The following is a 24,709-nucleotide window of genomic DNA, read 5'->3' on the forward strand; positions in this document are numbered from 1 at the left end:
TAATATATATTATTTAAATATAGATGAGTTTTCATTATTGGGGGATTGTTCTCTGACTGGTTGAGCGCACGGGGGCTAAAACCGGTCTTTGGGTCACTCTCGTACCAACATGGGCTACCTGCGTGGCAAGGCGGTTTTGTACGGTATGAACATTTCATTGCGCCCCCGTTACATCTCTACAGGGTATGTTACCCTGTTTTTTACATGCGTGCTTCTCTTCCTTCCCGCGTTTGACGTCCACGCCGCTACAACGCCTGCATCCTCTTTCTTTTCTTCCTTTCCAGTGCTCTGGAGCTTTATTGCCCTGCTGCTGCTTGTCTGCATCATTCTTGCGTTACGCGTTCGTTTTTTTAAAAAATCGCTGACAGAAACTGAAGGATGCCACCGCGCTCTCTGTGAAAAACAGGTGGATCCGTTACTCATCGTTGGCAAAAGCGGCCACATACTTTTTGCAAACGCTGCAGCCTGCCAAGCTTTTTCCAGTGATGCCGCCGCCCTTTGCAAGACTTCGTTTTCCTTCCCCATCAGGGAAGACGAAACCACAGAGGTCGCAATCACCGCGACAGACGGCACTGCACAGACATTTGAATTGCGCGCCGCCCCCGTTTCTTGGCATGGGGACACGGCCCACCTCGTGTCTATGCGTAATGTGAGCCGCCGCAAAAAAGTGGAGCAGGAACTGCGCGATTCCGAGGAGCGCTACCGGACTGTTGCCGACTACACGCACGGGTGCGAGACGTGGATAAGCCCGGATGGCAAAGTGCTCTACGCCAGCCCTGCCTGCGCGCAATTGACAGGCTATGACCTTGAGACATTCAAGAGTTCTGCCGATTTCCTGGCCGGCCTGGTCCATCGCGACGACCTGCCTCTGTGGTACGAGCACATGCACTCCAGTGAACGCTTTGGCGACACTCTCGACTTTCGCATTACCAGCGCAGAGGGGCGCGAACTCTGGCTTTCTCAGGTAAGCCGCCCAGTGTTCGATGCCGACGGCACCCCCCTGGGGCAACGCTGCAGCCTGCGCAATATCTCCGCCCGCAAAAACCTCGAACAGCAGCTCAAGCACCAGGCTCTGCACGATTCCCTCACAGGAGTGGGCAATCGCGTCATGTGCCTGGACCGTATCATGCTCGGCCTGGAGCGCGCCAAACGCCGTGAAGACTATTTCTACGCCGTGGCCTTCATCGGGCTGGACCGCTTCAAAATGGTCAACGAAAGCATGGGGCACGATTTTGGCGACAAAGTGCTCATCGAAGCTGGCAAAAGACTCACCGCCAACGTGCGCCACCTGGATACCGTCTCCAGATTCGGGGGCGATGAGTTCGTGCTTTTCCTCGAGGAACTGATGTCCCCCCGTGAGGCAACACTGATCATCAAGCGCATTCACGACGATTTGCGCGAACCATACAAAATTGACGGGGAAGAGGTGCAGGTCACTGCCAGTTTGGGGGCGGTGCTGAGCCCGGCAGACTACGCCAAGCCGGAAGACCTGATCCGCAACGCCAACATTGCAATGTACCGCGCCAAAGAGGCGGGCCGCGACCGTTTCAAGATTTTCAATACCAAGATGCTCGAGCAGGCCATTAGGCAAATGCACCTGGAAAACGACCTCCGCCGCGGTATTCTGGAAAATGAATTCTTCCTGGTCTACCAGCCCATTGTCGACATCAACAGCGGTGTTCTGCTTGGTTTCGAAGCACTTTTGCGCTGGGCCCACCCGGAAAAAGGGCTGGTCATGCCAGGCGACTTTATTCCCATGGCCGAAGACACCGGCCTCATCGTGGATCTGGGCGCCTGGTCCCTGGCGCAAGGCTGCCGCCAGCTCCACCGCTGGCGCGAGGAGCTCCCCCAGTCAGAACACCTCTTCCTGTCGGTGAACATCTCAGGCCGCCAGTTTTCACAGCCAGGGCTTGTGGACGTGGTCAAACGCTCCTTGCAGCAAAACATGATCCCGCCCAAGAACATCAAGCTGGAAATCACCGAAACCACCATCATGGACGACCCGGAAATGGCTGCGGAAAAATTGCTGCGGCTCAAGGACCTGGGCGTCACACTTTCCATAGACGACTTTGGCACCGGTTATTCTTCGCTTTCCTATCTGCAACGCTTTCCCCTGGATAATCTCAAAATAGACCTCAGCTTCGTCCGCATGATGGAGCATTCTCCCGAAAACATAGAGATCGTAAAGGCCATCATAGACCTTGCCCACACCCTGAAGCTGGAAGTGGTTGCCGAAGGCGTGGAGACCATTCTCCAGAAGCAGGCCCTCAAGTCTCTGGGATGCGAATATGCCCAGGGCTTTTTCTTCTCCAAACCGGTGAATGCGGAACGCGCCCGGCAGCTTATTGTGGAGATGGACACAGATGTAGACGACCGTGACGCCGAAGCCATGCTGACGGCATGATGCCCTAACGCCCCCTGCCCCCCCCCAAGACACCATGACACCATGACGCCATAAAAAAAGCCCGGCAAGGAAAACCGTTAGGACGTTTCCTCACCGGGCCAAAGAGGCGTTTTACAGGCGGGCTATTTTTTCACCAGCCCCAACAGACCGGCCGCGGCGGCCGCGGCTTCTTCCGTATAGGCTTCCGGAGAGAGAGCGGCGCGGCGTTTGGCATCCACCAACAGTTGTGGGCGATTCACCAGGCTCTTATCCGGCACAATCCCGTACTCGGCCGGGAAGCTGTTCTCAAAATACATTTCCTGGAACCCGATAAATTTCAGGCTGTGGGCAGTGGCGTCCAGCACCAGTTGCTCCTCACCGGTCACCAAGCCCAATTCTTTGGCGCGCAGGGCGCCGGCCAGACACTCACCCCCCTGGGTGCAGGCGATATGGCCATGGCGGTTGGCCAGCAACATGCCCTCGATAATTGCCTGCTCTGTAACCTGCACCACCTGAAAGGAACCTTCGCCGGCAATGGCTTCATACTTTTCGGCAAAATGCCTGACCCGCGGGAAGGAAACCGGGTTGCCGATCATGGCGGCTTGCGCAACGCTGGGCTCTACGGGCACGGCCTTGTACAGCCGCTGGTCCGGATCGGTAACGCTGTAGTAACGGTACACGGGGTCGGCATGCTCTGACTGCACGCCAAAAACTCTGGGCAGCGTGTCTATCACCCCAAGGGTATGCAGCTTCAGAAAACCGCCCATCACGGCCGTGATGTTGCCGGCGTTGCCAATGGGCACGAAAACGCAAACGCCCCGCAGGTCCCACCCGTACCATTGGGCGACCTCAAAGGCGTAGCTTTCCTGCCCCAGAATGCGCCAGGCGTTCTTGGAGTTGAGCAAGGCCACCCGGTAATTATCCGCAAGGTTCTCGACAACCTTCATGCAATCATCAAAAACACCAGGGATTTCCAGCACCGTGGCCCCGCTGCCAAGAGGTTGCGCCAGTTGCTGGGGGGTCACTTTGCCCTCTGGCAGCAACACAACCGAGGCGATAGGCGCGCCCACATACGCAGCATAGAGAGCGGCCGCGGCCGAAGTATCGCCGGTGGAGGCGCAAACCGTGAGCACCTGGTCCCAGCCGTGCTCGCGCACCAGGGCCTTCAAATGGCTGAAGGCGCAGGCCATGCCGCGATCCTTGAAGGAGGCGCTGGGATTCTGCCCGTCATTCTTATAGGCCAGCTTGACCCCGGTGAACTTTTGCAGCTCAGGACTCGATGCAACAATGGGGGTGTTCCCTTCGCCAAGATAGACGATGTCCTCTTCTTCCAGCACAGGGGCCATCAGTTCATAAAACCGGAACACGCCCCTGAGTGACGTGCGCTTGGCTCTGGCCCTGGCGTCGAACAACTCCCGCCATTCCTGGCCGGAAGTCTCGCGCATGGTGTCGAAATCCAGGTCCTGCAGCAGGAATACGCCACCACAAGAGGGGCAGGTGTAGTGCAGTTCGTCTGTGGAGTAGCGGCGATCGCACCCCAGACAGTAGTACTCCATACGGCCGCGTCGGGCCGGAAAAGCGTCGTAGGCGTAGGGAATGCTCATGTTCTGTCCTTTTTTGGCGCGGCGGAATGGTCTTTTGTGGCGGGAGAACAGCGGGCAGGCGCCCTCTTCCCCCAAAACCGCGCAGGCGCACCATACCGGCAAGCCCCTTGCGGGGCAAGAGGCAGCGCCCGTGATCTTTCCCTGCGCCGCGCCCCCTAAATAAAGACCCTCGTGGCGTACTGCACTCACTTTTTTCCCACGGCAACAATTTGCCCTTGACAGCTCCAACCAAATGGGGCAAAAGTTCTTTCTCGTTCGCGGGGCTGTAGCTCAGTTGGGAGAGCGCTTGAATGGCATTCAAGAGGCCGTCGGTTCAATTCCGTCCAGCTCCACCACTTATTTTTTCCAGAAAAATGGACGGTTAGGACAACATCCTGGCTGTCCCTTTTTCCGTTGTTGGTCAACCTTCTGGTGAACCAAATGTTGACCAACTTGCAATAGCGAACTGTTTAATATCCTGTAATCAATGATTAAGATTTGTTTGAGCTTGTCAACATCTTGCATCAGGTTTCCGGAGAAACTTGAGCACACGGGGTAATAACCCAAGATGTTTGATGATCATGCATGATCTGGTGTTTGACAAGTATGAAGCGGAAAAGGTCAAATCCCTGATTGCCCGTTCCCCTCAGACACCCTTCTGCAAGATATCCAACTATTCTCCTTCTCCAGATGCGACACCTGTTTTTGGGAATAGGGTTTTTGGGGACCTTCCGTCACGATCTGTTGACTCTTTTGAATATTGATGGCTCAATACCAACCATGAATTTCATCAACAGACACGTTGTTATACTCAAACCCAAGCAGGGTTATCTGGATTGGATGCTGGCGCTACCGGATGCAGAGAGGGGTCTCATCCCTGATTTGGAGGTTGCTCGTTCCGAAGACTGCATGGCATTTCTCGTCCCTGAGTTCGACACCAACGAAGATGCGCTTGAGTTTTTCTACAAACAGAGCAAGCACATCCTCGAAATCATGTGTGGGGCTTGGGACACCAGAGAGGAGCTTTGGCCAAAGAAACGGGACAGGAGATTGCTGAAACTGTGGTTCGATGTGGAAATTCACTCAGAGGTCATCGACTTGGTGGACCGTCCCATCGAGAAGGAGTTCAGTTAATCTTAGATTCCATCGAAATCTGATGAATAGAGGGCTTTTTAGGTTATATCTTTTTAAAACCCAAACTCTTATTCATTCACACTAAGTAGACAAACAAGTTTTTTAAATAAATCCAATGAATATAAAGACGAATTACGCAATTTTATTATTCTCTCCTGAACAGTCGGATAGTTCGGTAATCCTCCCATTTTTAGGAGGTCTGAAAAGTAGAAGCTATACGGCCGTTCTCAGTTTCTGCATCGGGGTGATGCCGCCAATGCCCATGTTGGGCCGTTCGTTGTTGTAGGTCCAGAGCCAACGCGTCGCGAAATCCTGAACTTCCTCTATGCTCGCAAACAGATATTGATTCAGCCAGTCGTAGCGCACCGTGCGGTTGTAGCGCTCGACGTATGCGTTTTGCTGCGGCTGGCCAGGCTGGATGTATTCGAGCCGGACTCCTTGGCTATCGGCCCAGAGCTGCAGTTTGGCGCTCACATACTCCGGCCCGTTGTCGCAGCGAATTGCGGCCGGTTTGCCCCGCCATTCAATGATCCGTTCCAGACTCCGGATCACGCGTTCGGCGGGGAGCGAGAAGTCCACCTCGATGCCCAGTCCCTCGCGATTGAAATCGTCGAGCACGTTCAGCAGCCTGAACTTGCGGCTATTTTCAAGCTGGTCATGCTTGAAATCCATGGACCAGACCGGGTTGGCTTCTTCTGGCTGCGCCAGCGGTTCCGGTTTCTCGCGCACTATGCGCTTCTTGGGCTTGATACGCATGTTCAATTCCAGTTCACAGTAAATCCGGTATACCCGTTTGTGGTTCCAGCCAAAACCCTGAACGTTACGCAGGTGCAGAAAGCATAGCCCGAAGCCCCAGTTCCGCTGGTTGTGCGTCAAACGCGTCAGCCAATCGGCTATTCGCTCGTTCTCGGCCGAGAGCTTAGGCTCGTACCGATAGCAGGTTTGGCTAATAGCAAAAGCCTCGCAGGCCTGACGAATGTTCAGCTTCTTTTCCCTTACGGCTTCTTTGGCCATCTCGCGGCGGCGAGACGGCCTCAGCAGTTTTTTGCGAGCGCCTCGGCCACGACTTCGGCTTTCATCTTCTCTTCGGCGTACATGCGCTTGAGCAGGCTGTTTTCCCGCTCCAGTTCTCTCATGCGGGCCATCAGGGAGGCGTCCATACCACCGAACTTGGCACGCCATTTATAGAATGTGGCGCTGCTCATGCCATGTTCGCGGCAAAGCTGAGCCACAGGGACACCGCTTTCGGCCTGCTTGAGGATGCTCAGGATTTGCGAGTCGGAATAGCGCGATTTCTTCATGTCGAATCTCCTCGGTCGGGTTTACGAGAAAATTCTACTTTTCAGAACCATTAATTTGTGGGGGGATTACCCTGCTACACGGCAAAGGAGACGGTGGAGTTTTCGGCTGAGATTGGCCTGGTATCGAAGTTTACGCCCGTGAGAAGCCCGGAGAGCAATGGCCTGGCGGAATCGTTCATCAAGACTTTCCGAAGGGATTACGTGAAGGTCAATGAGCGACCTGATGCAGTGAGCGTCATGGCAGTTCTCGGAGGCTGGTTTGAAGACTACAACGAGAACCACCCCAACAAGGGGCTGAAGATGATGTCACCACGGGAATATATCAGGTCCATGGAGTCAGTGGACCAAGGCACGGCAGAGCCTGAGGGTCGCTGCCGAGAATGGGCCAAAGTGCAGCTCGTCGGAGGCAGCGTCCCGGAGGCGGAACAATAACTGGGGTGTCCGGTTTAGCGGGGGCAACTCCAGCCTGAGTTCTCCCTTGTTCAAACGGACTGGGCTATTGAGATTGCAATGTCTTGGATTCGTTCACTGATTAGAAGATTAAATGAGAACTAATGAATTCACTGGACCCATCTCTTATAATCTTCAACCTTTGGTCAACCACCTGGCAAACCTTTGCCTCTAACACCTATCCAACATCCCTGATTTTCTGTTGACCTTTTCCCCAACCAAGCCCCCTTGCCTCCAATACCAACAAATATTATATCTAGGTAAACCGTGGAGGCAAGCCATGCAAAAAAACACCAGCGTCACACTCGGCGAGCATTTTGATACCTTTATTTCCAACCAGGTGAAGGAAGGCCGCTTCAACTCAGCCAGCGAAGCGATTCGAGCAGGGCTCAGGTTGCTTGAGGAGCGCGAGGCGAAGCTCAGAGCCTTGCAGTTTGCGCTTGAAGAAGGCGATAAGAGCGGTATTGCCGATTATTCTCTGGAGAAGCTGTCCGCCGAGTTGGACGGCTAGATGCGATTTCAGCTTACCAATAAGGCGTACGACGACCTCACGAGTATCGCCAGGTATACGCAGACGACTTGGGGAGTTGAGCAGCGCAAGGAATATCTGTCTCGTCTGGACCAGTCCTTCCACATGATCTCGGAAAATGTCGGCATTGGCAGAAATTGCGACCACATAAGAGAGGGCTACCACAGCCATCCTGTTGGCAAGCACCTTGTTTTCTACCGCGTTGAGAATGAGGTAGTGACTATCGTCAGAATCCTGCATCAGAGCATGGATGTGGAACGGCAACTGTAGGCAGATGTAACTCAAACCGAGACGTCAGTTTTGGTCAACCATCTGGTGAACCAAGTGCCTCTAACACCTATCCAACATCCCTGAAAAAGTATTATACTCAAAAATATAGTTCCAACAATTTCAAGGGATAAAGGCAAATTCCCTGGCATGGCATTCAAGAGGCCGTCGGTTCAATTCCGTCCAGCTCCACCAGAAATTTTCAAAGAAAAATGCCTGTTTAGCTTGATAGGCTAGCCGGTCCTTTTTCTTTTGATGGTGAACTATTTGGCGAGCCGGGTGTTGGGAGAAGTGTTTAAGATCACGAATTAAAGGCGTGTATGAACTGTGTTTGAGGGTGTATGAGGTTGCAGCCCCTTCATAGTCTTTGTGAAAGGTTCGCTTGTCCTGCTTTAATGGTGGGCGCAAAAGGCAGCCTCAACAATTTGGAAGATAGCTTCGTCGCGCTTGAAATGAGATGAAAATGATCTGTAGCCGATTTGATTTGTTATGATGCTTTTGTGGATGTCCCACACGTCTGAAGGGATATCGCCGCGATAAGCATGGGTCAACAAGCCCTCAGCTGCACGCACTCTTCGATACCAAGGAGTTCCTGTTGCAGTTAGGTCAGTGAGATTGGAAACGAATTCAACCTCGGAACCATATGATGGTGTGAAGTCAAGAGAAAGGGCTTTTGTCGCTGTCGCTATGGCTTTTTTAATGAAATCGCAAGTAGGGGCTTGATGTGGCTTTCTTTCCCTATATGCATGTTTCGCTTCTCGTATAACCTCCATCGCTTTCCAGACTTCATCACCGAAAGTTGATGTCAGTGTCTTGGGTGAGAAAATATACTGACCTTGGTCCGCGAGGTCTGTAATCATTAAATTCCTAAAGACTACAAAAAGGACATCTGAGTACCATAATCGTGAATGATTTTGCTCAGGTATAACCGAAAGCAACTCAAGCAATAATCTGGTCGCGTCGAAGTCTTTGCGATAGCTTTTTTTGGGTGAAAAGGCGGAGAATATCTTTTCAAGTCGTTTTCCCTCATCTGAAAGGATTATCCCTTCATGTTTGAGGTGCTGGATGAAAAGCATTTTTTTCTCAGCTAGTTCATAGAACTCTGCCCAAGTGTATTTAGATGTTGATACGTTGGGCAAATCGCACTCGATTGATGCCTCTGGCTCATCTGAAACAACTAGGTAATCTATGTCGCTGTTCTTCGAGCTGTCACCCCGTGCAACTGATCCAAAGAGCATGACAGACGTGCTGCTCATGACGACCTCACTATTTTCTTTACTATTACACTGGCGCAAGCCGTGAGCCACACGACTCCTGTTATGGCTTGGAATGCAACCCACAGTTTCCCTTCAGGATTTGTTGGAGTTACGGAGCCATAGCCTAATGTTGTTATTGTCATTACGGAAAAATATAAAGAATCTACACCCTTTGCAAACTGGTCAGCACTATTTGATATACCATCAATTAATGAATCAAATCGATAGTTTATATACGTTAGGATGCATATGAATGAGATTCCTGAAAAGACAACATATCTCGAACGCATTCCATAACCAGAGATAAGCATCCAAAGGAAATCAGCAATGAAAGTAACTATGAACTGAATAAGTTTGACTATCCAGTTCACAGACAATCGTTTTTGATTTTTTTTCACTTTTAAACGATATCTCTTTTGATACCTTCGATATATTTTGTAGTAAAATTCAGCATCAGATTGGAAGTTTGGGTTTTCAACTTGTTTTGCATTTTTTATAAGTTCAGAAAAAATTCCCAGAGCTATGTTAGAGTGTTTAATTTTACTTATCCCCTTGATTGAAGCGGGGTTGAGATAGCAATTGTCCAATGTTGTTTTGAAGAAGTTGCAACCAATGAATTCACAGTCATGGAATTCGCATTTATCAAACTGTGTGTCTATAAATAAACAATTAAAAAATTTGCAAGAAACAAAATATAAACCTTTCGAAGTTGTTTTACTAAAGCTGCAATTTTCAAAGTACAGCTCTTTTAAAGATGGAGTTTCGTCTTTAGAGTAATTCCAAATGTCTGGTATGTATATCCCGTCACGAAATCCTTTCCCGTTACGCAAGATACTAGAAAGCTTCTCTTGGCTTTCAATCTTATTGCACGTCCCTTGAAGTTTGAAAAAAGTATCTTGAGCCACAACTCGTCTCCCTCAATGCGCTATTCTTGACTTTAGATGTTTATCTGTATTTACAAGGTGGTAGTAAATTGTGCAAGTGTTTTACTCAGAATCGATGGGAAGACTGGCAGGAAAGGTGCCATAGATGATGGGCTAACCCGTTTGTACAACTCAAATTTCCTCAAGAATAAGGACTGTTTAGTTTGACAAGCTGCTCGGTCCTTTTTCTTTTGGTGGTGAGCCAGATGGTAAATCGGGTGTTGACCAGAGTGTTTGAGATAGCTAAATAAGGATATGCATGAACTGTGTTTGATGGTGTGTGAGGTGGAATTGTTTTTAGCGCTTCGTGCAGATAAGCCACTTCTTCGATTGAGAGCCATATCGCCCAATCTTTCTTGATAACATCCGTATATCCAGGGGTATAAAATCTTGGCGGGAGCGGATGAGTGCGATTTAACCAAGCTGATAAGAGCTTATATAAAACTACATAGTACTCACAAAAAAGAGTCCCTGGAGTAGAAGGATATTATACCTAGTTGTTGGTGAGAAGCGTTTTAGAAGAAAAATCCAACAACCTTATTCGTTTTCGATGTTTCCCGACCAAAGCTGCGATGTATGCATCACCCGCAATACATTAACGACATCCTGCCGCACCTGAGAAACCAGAAAGTACGGAATATGAGGAATGACCAGTTCTCTTGTGTCTTTCAGTAGTCCAGCCCGACCTGCGTGGGAGAATGTACTTAGCGTGCCAGTTGCCTTGTGAATTTTGGCAACCAGTATTTTCCCAACATCTGGTTCTCCCTGATCTCGGAAGTAGCTTAGTAAGTCTGTCAGGTCAGCGTAGGCGGATTCGGTCCAGTTAATCGAGTTCAACGCCAAGCCTTTTCAGTTTCTCTGCAACTTCCTCATGGGAAAAGACTCGACCGACTTCAACATCATCAAGTCCTTTCTGGACCTCGGCTGAGTACCATGTCAAATATTCCAGGTAGTGATTGACGGCGTCTTTAATCAACCCGGATCTGGTTTGTCCTAACGCACGTACCGCCTCATCCAGCCGCTCAAGAGTGGCGGTATCAAATCGTGTGCTTACCATTGAAGGCATATTGCTCCCTCCTGTATGACACAATGTATGTCGCCGGTGAAAAAATGTCCAGTGTGGGTTGGTAAGGAGAAAAACGATGGTAACGGGAGCCGCTCACCATTTGGTCAACCATCCGGTCAACCCAATGCATTAACACATCTCCAACACCACTGATTTTCTGTTGACTTAGAAATAAAGAGTCAAAGTATTTCGAGGCTTACGAACCTATCCTCGTGCATGGCATTCAAGAGGTCGTGGGTTCGATTCCCTCCAGCTCCACCAGATATTTCTAAAGAATTAGGCCTGGTTATCGTTCAAGATAACCGGGCCTTTTCTTTTGCGGTGACCCTGCCGGTGAACCGGGTGTGAACATAGGCTAGGCGTTTATAGGGGCGCGTTTTTATCCATGCTGCAATGTCATGAAAAAAAAGCCGTTATCCTTCGCCGTATCAAATGGTTAGGAATCATCTGGTTGTATGCGTGGATCACGAATGTCTAGTTGGTAAGAGCTCCCGTCATAAGTAAACGAAAATCTGAGATCGTTGGCAAGATACATAAAAGGCCATTTAGATTCACACTTCACGCTCACCCGTTGACGTCCATCTGGAGAGCATAAGAAGAGAGACTCGTTATGCTTTCTCACGAGGATCTTCTCAGGAAGTTGTTTCCAATACTTATTCATAGTGAACTTCTCAAATTTTGGAACAGAGAAGTCTTTTCTTCCTGTGTCGGCATCAATTAGCTTTAACCAACAGTTTGTGTCTTCACTGACCTGTGGCTCAATACGTGACAAAGAATCTGGCGAGCAAAGTTGCTTTCGTATTTTCCCTGGGGTGTCTTTCCATTCTTCATCTAAAGCAGCAAGCTCGCATGCTGCCACTCTGGATCGGACTCCTGCGAGAAATATATTAACTGCGGTCATGCTGGGCAGTCCAAGTTCAACGAGGGTTGCTACGATGCCAAGAATCTCCGAATAGCATTCTTCACCATTCTTGCTGAAGAGCTGGGAGCCCGCATGAATAAGCCAAGGCAGTTGAAATCCATAGATGTCTTTGCAAATATACAAAGCGTTACCAACCGTTTCGGCCAGTTCTGATGTCGGCACGCCCCCCAACCATCCTGCCCTGACATCATTAAGCACTTCTTTCTCCGGCCAATCTTTTACAACTCCAACCCCATTGCCTCGTGCCCATTCTTCGATCCACTCCAAAAGCCACAGGAAGCGATCAATTGGCAATTCTTCTGTTGATGATTCGTCTATCGCGTTTTTCCAATCCTCCAGATCGCGGTGAAGATTTTTAACGCATAGATAGGGTAATCCCGAGGACACATACGCTTGCCTTTTGTTAGGATCAGGACAATCGGAAAGAAGATAGGTGACTCTGCTTTGAAGAAAACTGATCAGGTCATCATCTGATATACCGTCCACAGCGTTCCGTGCTTGAATCGAAGCGAGCGACGCTCGGAAGACATGGTCTATTATTGTAAGGGGATTCTCAGTATCGAATTGGATGCACGGGTCTTCAACCAATGCGAGCAAAGCGTCATCCATCATCGAGAATATATAGCTATAAGTTCCCGCTTGCTCTCCCATCGCGGAAAAATCATTTTCAGCCACAAGTCCCACAAGTGTCTCAAAATCGACGCCCACCGACGCGGCGTAATTCTTCATGATCGTGACACAGTGTAGTAAACCAGAGCGGACAGGGTCTGTGTTTTTTATGTTGAAGTATCCCTCCGCTAACTCATTTGCCTTGCGGACTTGCCACGATTTTTTTGTTTCATCAATTGCATAAAGGATTTTTCCTTCCCCATCCACAAACGCTCGTCCCGCCCGCCCGCAAATATTCCAAAAATCTCGGTGAGTAATAGGTGCTTCTTCTCCAATGTATGGAGACGCTATGATAACACTGGAAATACCAATGTTGACCCCTTGGGCAAGTGTGGATGTCGCGATAATAATTTTCGGAGCTTTTGACCTCATAAGTCTTTCAGTCGCCATACGGACTTGAGAGGGTAATTTATTACTGTGACATATAACGCCCGCCTTGGCGGCATCGAAAATGATGTCATCTTCGCCTAGCTCTTCTCTGCACGACGCTGCGAATGTGTTCCATAAGTGTTCAGGCCATTGATGTTCATCTGGATTTTGGCCTAAAGCCATGAGTACACACTTAGCCATTCCTGGCACGCTTCTCGCTTGGCCACAAAAAATCATTACAGGACCAATAGATGTGAGGCGAACGGCAGTCGCGGCTATAGCTTCATTTTTGCTATTGGGGAAAGGATTTCTTCTTCTCCCCCAACCAAGTGGTCCTGATTCAATAAATCTAGGATTGAATGATTCGAATTCGCCTTTCCAGTCTATCCGAACACGGCTTCCATTCCAGCGGAGGAGACCAAATCGCTCGACCGATGGCTTCCAATTTGACTTCGCGACATTCTCCGGTGCTCCGCCTATCCAATGAGCCAACTCAGCAGGGTTCGGCAATACGGCAGACAACAAGATTAACCTGCCACCCGACGCGGCACACACCACACGTAAGTGATCAAGAAACAACTCGTTTCTAATCAGGCGTTCATCAGCTCCTATCAAGTGCCCTTCGTCGACAACAATAAGTTTGTACCCCGATAGCATTTCTGGAGATGAGCGAACTATGGCTCTCGTCTTTTCAGGAGTCGCAATGGTAATGGTCGCCTCGTCGGCGAGGAGCCTATCAACCGCGCTAAACCTAAAGCCGCCATATAAGTGGGACGCTTGAAAGCCAAGCCAGTCGAATATCTGGCATAATGACTGTTCTATCTCCAGGGCCAAAGATCGGTAGGGGGCAATATAAAGGATTTTCGCTGAGGGATCGGAAGTGAGGGTTTGAAGTATAGCCAATTCGGCAACACGTGTTTTTCCAGCGCTTGTACGCATGTTGACTACAACGCCTGGCCTTTCAGTATCTAAAGCGATTGGAATAGATTCCTTTTGGGAGGCCCACAGTTCGATAACGGGATTTGAGGCGAATGCTGAAAGCTGAATATATTTCTTTAACAAATGGGGAGCATCTGGAAAAAATGGTGGAAGACAATCCCATAATGAAGAATCCTTGAAACCTCTGATCATGAGTTTCAATAGCCTTGTGACCCACCAGAGGGCTGGGGACATACATTCAGACGCGATTTCCATTCCCGCGTCAATTGAGACAAGTGCTAATTCAATGTGGATGTTGTTTCCAGAAGCCTGAAACTCAAGAATGTGACATAGGGCTTGGGCAACGGAAATTTCGATAGCTGGTTCGCATACCAGCGAAACGCAGGATGGCGGCTCCATGTCCGCGAGGAGCACATCGTTTAATACTCCAATCAAGCTCTTTCTGCGCCTACGAAGAAATAACGATATCATTGCCGCGATTCGAGAAGTCAAATGAACAGGCTTAATGGCAACAAACGATCGTGAATACTGCCCACAGGCGTAAAACGCCATCGCAGCAACCAGCACATGATTTGAGCTGGCAATATCATCTTGAGCATGTGTGAAGTGGGTATTTAGTAATAGTGTCGCCGCCTTCTCTAAAGCGGCTGAGGATTCTAGGCTTGGCTCTGCTTCGTGCAGGCTGGCCCCAGCAGCAAGAATAGCGTAGGCGGAAGAAGTAACTTTTTCGATTAAATACGGATCGAAGTGTGGAAAATTCTCTTGTTCTTCTTTTACCTCATATAAAACAGAGCTGGCATTTGCTTGAGCGAAGAGGTGACGAAGCCTGTCTGTGTCATGAGCGCCAAGGATGCTCTTGGCTACATCAGTTGGGAGTGCCAAAGGCTTCCTCCTCAATGTGTTCGTAACAAGACTGATAGAATTCTGTGAGATTGTCTGCGGTAAAGGACAAAACAACAAGATTAGGAGCCGACGCCTCGGTGTGCTCGTCCACATGTTTTTTACATCTGCCAGTACTCATGAGTAGCCCCACATATCTTAGGTCATGATTTCCGTTGGCAATGCTTGCTGCGCAATCTTCTACGCGTTGGCCGAGTTCTGATTGTCCAGTTTCAAATAAGCGATCAGCCACAAACTGTAGTGAGGCAGGAACTCCTATTCGATGAGATGAGAAGAGTGCTTTTACCATATCTTTGACAGCCTCTTTTGATGAAGCTCCTCGATATTTTGCCTCCCCAATGAAAACTCTTACAGGCTCTTGGTTAAAGTCAAAAACAAGTACATCATCGCCCTTCATGGATTGCTCAGTGTTGGGATTGTATCGAAGGCGAAAAACTGGCAGGTCTGCCTCCGCTGTAGTTGAAACATACTCAGCTAAAAATATCTCAGCTAAATTGCCTTTCCGTGTTTTGTCGGCTCTTGGAATTGGGCATGTTTGGAGTTTTGAATGATCAAAACCCAAGCGCTCCAACTGACTTTTTATTCTAGCAATTTTACCCTCGTCAGCATGGTGGTTGATTAATGCGCCACGTAATTGGGCTACTGTTTGTTCAACACATTCTTCCGGCAGCGTGAGGGCTCTGTGTGGCACCTTAGAGTCGGTATGGCCATCATCATAAGTGGTATCAGCTCCGAATGATTCACCTTCGGGGTGTTGGCCTATAATGGATTCAGCTTCGGGAAGAGTTGGTTTTTTTCTTGGCATAACGAAAGGTCGAGCATGGTTGCTGTATGTGTAAAGAGGTATGGGATTATTTACGACACGATATTGCTTGTGGTCAATCCTCATGATGGGTTTGTCGTCTTTCAGAATAGCATAGGGCTGTTAAGGAAAAAATGATAGCCAGGTGACCCAAGAAAAGGGACGCCATTTCTGACGTCCCTGAACCTCGCAACAATCTTCTCCTTCCTACTCAATCACCGGCAGCAGCTCGATAGCTCTGTCCTCGTCACCCGGCATGACATGGCCATATCGGTCCAAGGTCATCTTCGTGCTGGCATGCCCCATGAGGCGGGATACAGCGTTCGGCGACGCCCTCTGTGACAGCATGCTGGAGCAAAAGAGGTGACGGATGTCGTAATTGATGCCGTCGTCACTGATCTTGGCGCGGCGGCAGGCGGCAGGCACCCTTTTTTCTAAAAATGTAAAGTTCCTTCTGTTTTTGGGGCGCTTGTATGGCAAATTTGTAAAAATTAATTAAAAAATTTTTTTAGCCCAACGTAACTATCAGCCGATTTTACTGCGTAAATTTAATTTGGCCTAACATGTGCTATAAAAAGCGGTCTAATGAAAAACGAATTTTGCCCGGATGTGTAGGGTAATACATTACTTATTAAGGAGACAGATTTATGAGTGGATACCAGGTGCGCCGTAGCGCCATTCAGGCAATTACCAACTACACCCCCGAAGTAGCCGCCTTGGATTTCTCCAAGACCAGCCCCACGGAGATTTTCGGCTCCAACGTATTCAGCGACAAGGTAATGAAGGCGATGCTGCCCAAGGACATCTACAAGTCCTTGATGAAGACCAAGAAAAACGGCGAAAAGCTCGACCCTTCCATAGCTGGTCCCGTGGCTGCGGCCATGAAGGAATGGGCCCTGTCCAAGGGCGCCACCCACTACACCCACGTATTTTACCCCCTGACCGGTCTGACCGCCGAGAAGCACGACGGTTTCCTGGCTCCTGACGGAGAGGGCGGCGCCATTGCCGAATTTGAAGGCAAGCTTCTGATCCAGGGCGAACCTGACGCATCAAGCTTCCCCTCGGGCGGCCTGCGCGCCACCTTCGAAGCCCGCGGTTACACCGCTTGGGACGTCACCAACCCGGCTTACATTCTTGAAAATCCCAACGGCACCTTCCTGTGCATCCCCACCGCGTTCGTTTCCTGGAAGGGACACGCTCTGGATAAGAAGACCCCGCTGCTTCGCGCCAACCAGGCTCTGAACAAGTCCGCACGCCGCCTGCTGGACATCTTCGGCACCGACGACGGCGAGATGGTTATTTCCAACGCTGGCCCCGAGCAGGAATACTTCCTGGTGGATCGCAACTTCTACTTTGCCCGCCCCGACCTGATGGTTTGCGGTCGCACCCTTTTTGGCGCCAAGCCAGCCAAGGGCCAGGAGCTGGACGACCATTACTTCGGCGCTATTCCCCGCCGCGTGCTGTCCTTCATGATGGAAGTTGAGAACGAGCTGTACAAGCTGGGCGTTCCGGTCAAGACCCGCCACAACGAAGTGGCTCCCGGCCAGTTCGAAATCGCTCCCATTTTCGAGCAGTCCAACCTGGCCACCGACCACAACCAGATGCTGATGACCACCCTGAGGTCCGTTGCCAAACGCCACGGCATGGCCTGCCTGCTGCACGAAAAGCCCTTCGCCGGCATCAACGGTTCCGGTAAGCACCTGAACTACTCCATCTCCACCGCCACCCAGGGATCTCTGTACAACCCCGGTGACACCCCGCACGAAAATATGCAGTTCCTGACCATCGTGGCTGCCACCGTCCGCGCGGTTGAGAAGTACAGCAAGCTGCTGCGCGCCGTTGTCGCCACCGCTGGCAACGACCACCGTCTGGGCGCCAACGAGGCCCCGCCGGCCATCATCTCCATCTTCCTGGGCGAACAGCTGGCCGACATCTTCGAACAGATCAAGGCAGGCGATATCAAGGGCGTGAAGTGCAAGGATTGCCTGGAAGTGGGCGTAGACACCCTGCCTCCGCTGCCCATGGACGCTGGCGACCGTAACCGTACCAGCCCCTTCGCTTTCACCGGCAACCGCTTCGAGTTCCGCGCTGTTGGCTCCAACCAGTCCATCGCCGGTGCTCAGGTAGCCCTGAACACTATCATCGCCGAGTCCCTGGACTACGTTTCCGATGAGATCGAAAAGATCACCAAGGGTGACGCCAGCAAGCTGAACGAAGCTTGCCAGACCGTCATCCAGGCCATCATCAAGGAGCACGGTCAGGTCATCTTCAACGGCGACGGCTATTCCGACGAGTGGCACGCCGAGGCGGCCAAGCGCGGCCTGCCCAACCTGAAGACCACTCCCGACGCACTGCCCGTGCTGAGCTCTCCCGAAGTTGTGTCCGTGTTCGAGAAGTACGCTGTTCTGAGCAAGGAAGAGCTGGAATCCCGCGAGGAGATCTACTTCGAGCAGTACAACCAGCACATTCTGACCGAGTCCTTGATGGCAATTGACGTGGCCAAGACCACCATCCTGCCCTCCGCCATCCGTTACCAGGGCGAGCTCGCCAAGGTCTGCGCCGATATGAAGACCGCCGGCATCGAGCCCACCACCGCTATCCTGGAAGAAGTGACTGCCACGCTGCGCAGCCTGCAGGAAGCCGTGGGCGCTCTGGAGAAGGTCATGGAGAAGGAAGACTTCGCCAGCGTGCAGGAAGAAGCGCTCTACAAGAAGGACACCACTCTGCCCGCCATGCTGGAAGTTCGCAAGTACGCCGACGCTCTGGAAAAGATCGTCGCCGACGACCTGTGGGCTCTGCCTAGCTACCAGGAAATGCTCTTCATCAAATAGAGCTTTCTTCGCACACAGAAATAAAGAAGCCCGGCTCCATCAGGAGCCGGGCTTCTGCGTATCTGATTCTGCCCTACCCAGACTTTCGGACCATGAGGCAGTGATAGCTGACCATCTAGCCCTTCTGCCCCCAACGTACTTCGCCCAGTCTTCCCATTTCCATTTGAAAGGACGGGGAATCAACCTGCCCCAGTGCCTCTGTTGCAGGTTTCTTTGCCTCTCTATTGTCCGTACCAGTTAGGAACGGATCAACGTTTCTCAGAGACATTCCAAAAAGTATCGATGAGCTTTGGGTCACCGATGGACCGGCGGTATACCTGAATTCCGCAAGATTCCGATAAGTGTCCTCGCGAACACAAAAATTTTATAGAATCAACGCATCTTGGGTGCTCGCCAAGCACGACATGCAAGAGGCCGCTGGTTCAATTCCTCCCAGCTTCACCACTAAAATTTTCGAAGAAAAATTGACCTGCCCCCATAGAACTGGACCGTAGAGATTGATTAGCTGATCGCGCCTTTTTCTTTTGGTGGTGAACGGCTTGTCAATCGACTACTTACCAAAGTGTTCGAGACAAATGATTAAAGGCTTGTGTGAACTGTGTTTTAGTGGATATAGGGTGGTGCTAGGTCTAGCTTGGAGTGGTTAAAATAGGTATGGTGTTCTTGTACTTTATCCAGTGCTATAGGCCAATAGTATATATACTAGTCTTTTGGTCGTGGCGAATGAGTCGCTAGCACGAGTAGTTTGCAAATGGAGAACGAATGGAAGATTTGGTGGAAAAAGCGAAATTTGCGGCTAACGAAATCGTACGAATTCATGATGCCATACAAGAATCCAGAGATGCGTGGAAAAAGTTGGATATTTGGGATGTCCTTTCTGATGTTCCTCATCCAAAGGGGAAAGGGAAGCTTGTGTGTGGGCGTGAAGCTCATTTCGCCCTCTGCGATATAATTAAGGGATATAGGAATTTGAAGTACAAGCATCTGATGATAGATATTGATCCACTCATCGTTCCGTTTAAAAAAGAGTTCTCACAGCATCTTCTTAGCGGAGAATTGGAAATCAATGAAAAAAACCTCTCTCGAATGCTGCATAGGGTATTTCAAAAAGCATTTGATAACATGGTTGCGAAAACGCACTTTTTCCCTTGCAGGTTGTACATCCCAAATGGCAATGAATCTATCAAAATCGGCCCTGTTGAGTTTAAACCTGCCTCGCAATTTTTGGATGAGTACAAGGAAAAAAGGGATTCTTCGGTCGAGCAAAATGTCCAGGATGTTCTTCTGAAATGGAAAAGGCTTAAAAAAAAGGGGAACTCCAGTGTCTCAAGCTCCCACGACGAAGCTTTTCAGCAAATTAATATGTTAGAAGAAGATCATTTAGAGGAGTTTGAAAAAGCTGAATGGGTTGCCGCATCAGTTGTTGCCCCTTGTTCAGACAAAATTTCACGGGAGATTGCACTGAAGAACGTTGAGACCGCCATTGCGATTATCAAGCTTGCCTTTGGGGCAGAGTTCTCTCAGGCATTTGAAGTAGGCACTCCCCCAAGCCGTGTGAAAACGCCAATGCTGACACAAACCAATGGAAAGTACAGTTACGAAATTGCCATAAAGTGGAACAGCATATACGCTCCAAAGCACTTCAACGAAGTAATCCATGATACTAAAGTTCGGTTTCTTTTCGATCAAGTTGCCTGCCTGCTCAGGGCAAGATCTAATCTCGACAAATTAGACAAGTTGTCGCTGAAACTGATTCATAGCCTTAACAAATTTGGTGAGGCTGTTCACGATATCAGCCCAGAATACAGTATCTTAAACTACGTGATCGCAACTGAGACGGTGTTATTGCCTACAAAGCGTGACACGAAAGACATTGTTAAGACGTATGCCCTTAGGGCTGCGGCTCTAGCAGCAGAAAAGGAGAAAGATTTTCATGAGTTGTATGCCCTTTTCACAAAGGGGTATTCGGCTCGTTCTGCAATAGCACACGGTAGCATAGACGTAGAAAAATTAGTCCAAGATATCCCAATACACAAACTTGGGCGAGCAAGCGCCTTTGTTATTTATCGGGTGATCGACTGGTTGCAAGACCCGTGTCTGCCATGCCAGCCAGAGACTCTGGAAGAACTTGAGGAGAAGCTCTCCTACATCCTTACACAATCTCCAGTTTGTGACTTAGTCTAAAGTGAAGTGGAGCCAACTTTTTTGGACTACTAAGCGGCGTTTTTAGACAATCAGGGGAAAAACATAGCATGTATTAAGTAATGGTCAGCGTGAGTTGGTTAAATAGGTTGCAGTAAATAACCGTTAACGATGGCCCTCATCTTTGAAATAGCAAACCACACCATCATCCAAAAACCGCTAATACCTAGCCAACCACACTGCTTATCTGTTTGCTCCAAATAAAACTGAAGCATTTCGAACGCTACACACTTTAATTCTCACACGACATGCAAGAGGCCGTCGACACGATTCCATCTTCCCAAAAATTACAAAGGGTTGCCCAATATTCAGGACAACCCCTTTTTTCGGTGGCAATGAAGAAAAAAAGACCGCCCTTACTGGGAGCGGTCTTCATCCAATATACGCTAGGGCATTTCCCCCCAAGCAAAGGATGGCGCAGGCAGGCGCTCCATGTCTTCGCGGACCTGGCGCAGTATATCCTTGCCTGCAGCGGAGCCGATCTTGGGCGCATCGAAATCAGGGGGCGTTTTCAGACGCTGTAAAAGCAGGCCGTCCGTGCCGAACCAGAGCGGCATGAGACCTCCCAAAAAGTAGCCTCTGGCGCGGAGTTCCGACGCGGCTGCCGGCGTCGCCGGGTCGGCCAGATTGAGTATGATTTGCACGGCGCCGGAATCCAGCTTTTGTTCGGCTTGGGCTGCAAGGGGGGCCAGATCGTTCCCTGCCTTCTCCACCTGCAAACGCATGAGCCCCACGTCCGGGAGTGCAATCGTGGTAAGCGCAGACGCCTCGGCCCGCTGGTCAGAAGCGCCCTCTTGCAGAGTTCGCTCCAATTGCAGGCGGTCATAGACCCCTTGGGCCAGGTTCTTGGCCGACTCAGGCAGGTACACATTATGCGGGCGGTCGTTCCGCACCAGAAAATAGAGGAGCATGCTCGTCCTTTCCGCAACCTGAGCATCACCAGAAGAAAAGGCGCCGGCCGGCATGGCGTCCACTTCCAGCCCGCATTCAATATACTTGTTTTTGCGGCAGGCGTACTGGGTGAAAACATGCGTGCAGACTGCCTCGACGTAAACAGCGTCTGCGTTGGCGGTGGAGGCCAGGATGGTTGCCGCGTACTTGCACAATTTCAGGCCCATGGTGGCGTCGCGGCAGTTTTGCATAATCATCAACTGCCCCCCTTCAAATGTCCCGGGCCACGGTGGGCAGTGGTACAGGCTGATCATGCCCAGCACATCTCCCTTTGGGGTGCGGGCCACTGCCGTGAATTGCTCCCCAGAAGTGAATTGCCGCGCCACGGCCTCGGGGTCGTAGACATAATCAAAAGCGTGATCGCCCCCGTAGACATCGTAGATACACCGTACCACCGGCAGCGCATCCTCTGGCCTGAAGGCCTCGATGGTGTACTCTTGATCCGGCTCCACAATATATTTGTCTTCAGCCAGCCGCTTCAGTGATGCGGCTCTGGATGCAGCGCTTGGAAAATCAGTTCCCATGACCTCTCCTTGGTGGAAGCGCTGGCAGGCAGTAAACAGTCGTTTGTGCAGCTGCATGCAAGTTGCTGTTGCAAAGCGCTATTTTTATGCCCACCTGATTGCCAACGTTAAGTATATATTCTCTCCCGGTTCACAACCCCGCAGGGCAGCGCCCCCCGTGTCTGATACGATGGAGGATCATGCCCTTAGCGCTCTCAAAACAAGTTTTTAAAGACCGTGCAGAACGCATCCATGACAGGCTCCCGCACCAGGCTGACACGAATCCAGTTGGGAAAACGAAAACCGGTCATCGTGCGGATAAGGAAGCCTTTTCGCAGCAGTTTTCGTTGCAACAGGGTGTCTGAAACGGGCGTTTTGATCATGACGTAGTTGCCCTCCCCCATTAAGAACGCAAAGCCCAGCGAGTCGCACACGTCGCTGATCATCTTGCGACCACTACGCACCATGGCCCGTGTGTCTTCAATAAACGAGGATTGGTCCAGCAATGCGGCCCGGGCGGCCATCTGGGCAAGCGTGTTCACGGAGTAGGCCACATGTGTGCGGCGGATAATGTCCGTAACTTCTTGTCTGGCGCAGAGATACCCCACGCGGAGGGCTGCGAGGGCGTACATTTTTGAAAAGGTTCGAAAAACCACGAGATTGGGGTAATCTTCCAACAATCGGATGCAGTCCGGATAGTCGTCCTGCTCCACGTATTCGAAATAGGCCTCGTCAGCCACCACAATGCGGTTGCTGCCTGCCGCGTCCAGAAACCGGCGCATTTTGGCCTCGTTCCAATAGGTCCCGGTGGGGTTGTTGGGATTGCATACAAAGATGATTTTAGTCCGTTCGTCCACAGCGGCCAACATGGCGTCCGGATCAAATCCCCGGTCAGTATCAAGAGGGATCAGTCTGGCCTCTACGCCGGAAAACTCCGCCACCCACTCATAGACTGCAAAGGTCTTGTCCGCAGTCACGATATTGTCGCCCTGCTCGCAAAAGGCCTTGACGACACTGGATATCAGTTCACAGGAGCCATTGCCGACCAGAAACTGTTCACGGTCCGGCCCCAGAGTAGCGCTCAGCGCGTCACGAAGGTCCTGACTATCGCCATGGGGGTAGACAGGCGCCAAACCGGCATCGACCTGCTCCAGAAAATTGCGCACGGCGGGCGACGGGCCCAGCATGTTCTCATTGTTGTTGAGCCGGTGCAGCCTGCTAAGACCGTAAAGCCGCATCAGCTCGGCGTCCGGCGGGCTGGGCTTGTAAGGGGTGAAAAGCCTTATGTGCGAGGGGACGAGATTTTCAAAATCAGGACTGGACATTGCGAAAGATCAGTATGTCGGACTGTCCGCCGTTGGGCAGCAGCAGTTCAGGTTGAAAACCACAACGTTCCAGACACCCTCCAAGGGCGGCGTGCCACCCAGTGCCGAGGTCGATCTCGAGAAAAATGTTCTTGTATCCCGCCTGCGAAAGATTCTTTACATGCCTTTCAAGATTCTCACCCAGATCGCTGCCATTGAACTCGGGATGCAGAAACACTTCGCTCAGTCGCGGTTCCAGCCGCACGCCGAAAACAGAACTTTTTCCAACCGCCTCTCCAAGCTCGCTGAATTCGCGCAGGTCACGTATAAGCTCAAGCTCCTCGTACTTGTTACGGAGAAAATCTGCATAGTAAGGGTGCGCCCAGATGGAAGCCCCGAAGTCTTCACCCAGCTGCCTTTCCCAAGCGGCGAAGTGGACAGGGGTGTCAACGTTTTCCAGGATATAAGGGACTTCCGCCAGCAACTCGAATCCATACTCGGCCAGAGGTTCCGGGGCGATGCTGCTGAACACGGTTTTGGTTCCGGAGCGCCCCAGTGCGCGTAAGAAATGCAGGACAAGTTCACTGCGCACTGATTGATCCTCGGAAAAATCGTAGGGGCCATAAAAAGTGATGCTCTGTTCAGAGCGGTTGTGCCAAAAAATAACGCCGCACAGACGTCCGCTCCCATCGCGTGCGCCAAGAGCGGAAAGCTCTCCATCCACAATCATGTCCGCCATCTTGCCCGGGCTACTGCACCAGTGGGGAACGTGATGCGGGGGGTAAAGCGACACAATGGCGCTACAGGCCTCATACAACGCGTCAGCATCTGTCATGTTCGAGAAGCTCAGACCGCCTTGCACCCGAACCTGACTCACTTCCAACATTTTGGGTTCCGGATAGGCTTTGTCCATCCACAAGACAATGCTCATGCGCCGGTTGGACAGCTTCAACTTGAATCCGTCCGTCATACGGGTTGCCAGCAACAGGGACATGGCCCCCCAATCATCCTCTACGTATTCGCTTGCAGAGGAAACAATGTTCATGGCAGAGAAATCCATGTCTGAAAGGGTGAAGGAATATTCCAGCAAAACGCTCGTCGCGGAAGGACGAATGGACATTTCCACAGCATCCGCTCCGGCTGTGGTGAGAAAAAGAAGTAATTCCTCCGCCCCATGGACAAGTCGTTGCGTCTTTGAAGAATCCAACCCGAACACCCTGCCGCCTTGTTCGGCCGCAGCCTGTACAAGCCCGACCCAGGCTTCCTTGGCGGGGAGGTTGATACGTACGCTCGATTGGGAATTAGTCATGATATTCCTTGGCGACAAAATAGGCAGCTTGCGCAAGCCAGTTCTTTACCCCTCCATAAAAAAAGCCGCCCTTCAATAATCGCGCATCAGCGTTCCAATGATCGATCACCTCCAGC

The 24,709-nt window shown here is 50.7% G+C and carries 18 protein-coding genes, 1 tRNA gene and 1 pseudogene; 8 read left to right on the plus strand and 12 right to left on the minus strand.

Annotated elements, in window-relative coordinates; translation table 11 throughout:
• Positions 1-145: 145 nt before the first annotated feature.
• Positions 146-2,404 (plus strand): putative bifunctional diguanylate cyclase/phosphodiesterase, encoded by a 2,259-nt coding sequence (locus tag ACZ5EH_RS01490; protein WP_464276373.1) that lies wholly within the window; start codon positions 146-148, stop codon positions 2,402-2,404.
• Positions 2,405-2,526: 122 nt separating this feature from the next.
• Here the strand turns inward: ACZ5EH_RS01490 and thrC are convergent, their stop codons facing one another.
• Entirely contained in the window at positions 2,527-3,987 is a 1,461-nt protein-coding gene (thrC, locus tag ACZ5EH_RS01495) for a threonine synthase (protein WP_464276374.1), read from the minus strand.
• Between the two features lie 259 nt (positions 3,988-4,246).
• Here thrC and ACZ5EH_RS01500 point away from each other — a divergent pair.
• Positions 4,247-4,322: transfer RNA gene (locus tag ACZ5EH_RS01500), tRNA-Ala, on the plus strand.
• A gap of 553 nt (positions 4,323-4,875) precedes the next feature.
• Positions 4,876-5,100, plus strand: a complete 225-nt coding sequence (locus ACZ5EH_RS01505; RefSeq protein ID WP_464276375.1) for a hypothetical protein — start codon at positions 4,876-4,878, stop codon at positions 5,098-5,100.
• A gap of 213 nt (positions 5,101-5,313) precedes the next feature.
• On the opposite strand, the gene ACZ5EH_RS01510 is transcribed toward ACZ5EH_RS01505, so the two are convergent.
• Positions 5,314-6,401 (minus strand): IS3 family transposase gene (locus tag ACZ5EH_RS01510; RefSeq protein ID WP_464276376.1). Its coding sequence is split into 2 segments (ribosomal slippage): positions 5,314-6,149 and positions 6,149-6,401, totalling 1,089 coding nucleotides; the frame shifts between segments, so codons are not numbered across the junction.
• Between the two features lie 72 nt (positions 6,402-6,473).
• Here ACZ5EH_RS01510 and ACZ5EH_RS01515 point away from each other — a divergent pair.
• The 3 genes and pseudogenes from ACZ5EH_RS01515 to ACZ5EH_RS01525 all read left to right on the plus strand — a co-directional run.
• A pseudogene (locus ACZ5EH_RS01515) lies at positions 6,474-6,728 on the plus strand (integrase core domain-containing protein); the annotation flags it as partial.
• A 403-nt stretch (positions 6,729-7,131) separates the two neighbouring features.
• Entirely contained in the window at positions 7,132-7,362 is a 231-nt protein-coding gene (locus tag ACZ5EH_RS01520; protein ID WP_464276377.1) for a type II toxin-antitoxin system ParD family antitoxin, read from the plus strand.
• Positions 7,363-7,650 carry a type II toxin-antitoxin system RelE/ParE family toxin gene (locus ACZ5EH_RS01525; RefSeq protein ID WP_464276378.1) on the plus strand — a complete coding sequence of 96 codons (288 nt, stop codon included), beginning with the start codon at positions 7,363-7,365 and terminating at the stop codon, positions 7,648-7,650.
• 389 nt (positions 7,651-8,039) lie between these two features.
• Here the strand turns inward: ACZ5EH_RS01525 and ACZ5EH_RS01530 are convergent, their stop codons facing one another.
• The 7 genes from ACZ5EH_RS01530 to ACZ5EH_RS01560 form a co-directional block, all read right to left on the minus strand.
• Positions 8,040-8,903: a nucleotidyltransferase domain-containing protein gene (locus ACZ5EH_RS01530; RefSeq protein ID WP_464276379.1), complete on the minus strand. Its 864-nt coding sequence runs from the start codon at positions 8,901-8,903 to the stop codon at positions 8,040-8,042.
• Entirely contained in the window at positions 8,900-9,808 is a 909-nt protein-coding gene (locus tag ACZ5EH_RS01535; RefSeq protein ID WP_464276380.1) for a potassium channel family protein, read from the minus strand. Before ACZ5EH_RS01535 ends, ACZ5EH_RS01530 begins: the two co-directional genes overlap by 4 nt.
• Before the next feature lie 555 nt (positions 9,809-10,363).
• The gene (locus tag ACZ5EH_RS01540; RefSeq protein WP_464276381.1) at positions 10,364-10,669 is read right to left on the minus strand and encodes a type II toxin-antitoxin system RelE/ParE family toxin; all 306 of its coding nucleotides are present in this window, start codon (positions 10,667-10,669) and stop codon (positions 10,364-10,366) included.
• Positions 10,650-10,892 carry a CopG family ribbon-helix-helix protein gene (locus tag ACZ5EH_RS01545; protein ID WP_464276382.1) on the minus strand — a complete coding sequence of 81 codons (243 nt, stop codon included), beginning with the start codon at positions 10,890-10,892 and terminating at the stop codon, positions 10,650-10,652. The genes ACZ5EH_RS01540 and ACZ5EH_RS01545 overlap by 20 nt, the downstream gene beginning before the upstream one ends.
• Before the next feature lie 436 nt (positions 10,893-11,328).
• Positions 11,329-14,673: a DEAD/DEAH box helicase gene (locus ACZ5EH_RS01550; RefSeq protein ID WP_464276383.1), complete on the minus strand. Its 3,345-nt coding sequence runs from the start codon at positions 14,671-14,673 to the stop codon at positions 11,329-11,331.
• Complete coding sequence (locus ACZ5EH_RS01555) at positions 14,657-15,580, minus strand: Hachiman antiphage defense system protein HamA (RefSeq protein ID WP_464276384.1); 924 nt, start codon at positions 15,578-15,580, stop codon at positions 14,657-14,659. The genes ACZ5EH_RS01550 and ACZ5EH_RS01555 overlap by 17 nt, the downstream gene beginning before the upstream one ends.
• A gap of 120 nt (positions 15,581-15,700) precedes the next feature.
• Positions 15,701-15,973, minus strand: coding sequence for a tyrosine-type recombinase/integrase (locus tag ACZ5EH_RS01560; protein WP_464276385.1), 273 nt, complete (start codon positions 15,971-15,973; stop codon positions 15,701-15,703).
• Between the two features lie 167 nt (positions 15,974-16,140).
• On the opposite strand from ACZ5EH_RS01560, the gene ACZ5EH_RS01565 reads away from it, so the two are divergent.
• Entirely contained in the window at positions 16,141-18,324 is a 2,184-nt protein-coding gene (locus ACZ5EH_RS01565) for a glutamine synthetase III family protein (RefSeq protein WP_464276386.1), read from the plus strand.
• Positions 18,325-19,086: 762 nt separating this feature from the next.
• Entirely contained in the window at positions 19,087-20,508 is a 1,422-nt protein-coding gene (locus tag ACZ5EH_RS01570; protein WP_464276387.1) for a hypothetical protein, read from the plus strand.
• Positions 20,509-20,912: 404 nt separating this feature from the next.
• On the opposite strand, the gene ACZ5EH_RS01575 is transcribed toward ACZ5EH_RS01570, so the two are convergent.
• The 3 genes from ACZ5EH_RS01575 to ACZ5EH_RS01585 all read right to left on the minus strand — a co-directional run bounded on the left by ACZ5EH_RS01575 (position 20,913) and on the right by ACZ5EH_RS01585 (position 24,593).
• Complete coding sequence (locus ACZ5EH_RS01575) at positions 20,913-22,001, minus strand: hypothetical protein (protein ID WP_464276388.1); 1,089 nt, start codon at positions 21,999-22,001, stop codon at positions 20,913-20,915.
• A gap of 194 nt (positions 22,002-22,195) precedes the next feature.
• Positions 22,196-23,305, minus strand: coding sequence for a histidinol-phosphate transaminase (gene hisC / locus ACZ5EH_RS01580; protein WP_464276389.1), 1,110 nt, complete (start codon positions 23,303-23,305; stop codon positions 22,196-22,198).
• Entirely contained in the window at positions 23,292-24,593 is a 1,302-nt protein-coding gene (locus ACZ5EH_RS01585) for a hypothetical protein (RefSeq protein WP_464276390.1), read from the minus strand. Before ACZ5EH_RS01585 ends, hisC begins: the two co-directional genes overlap by 14 nt.
• Between the last annotated feature and the right edge of the window lie 116 nt (positions 24,594-24,709).

It is taken from the genome of Desulfovibrio biadhensis (genome assembly GCF_055388615.1).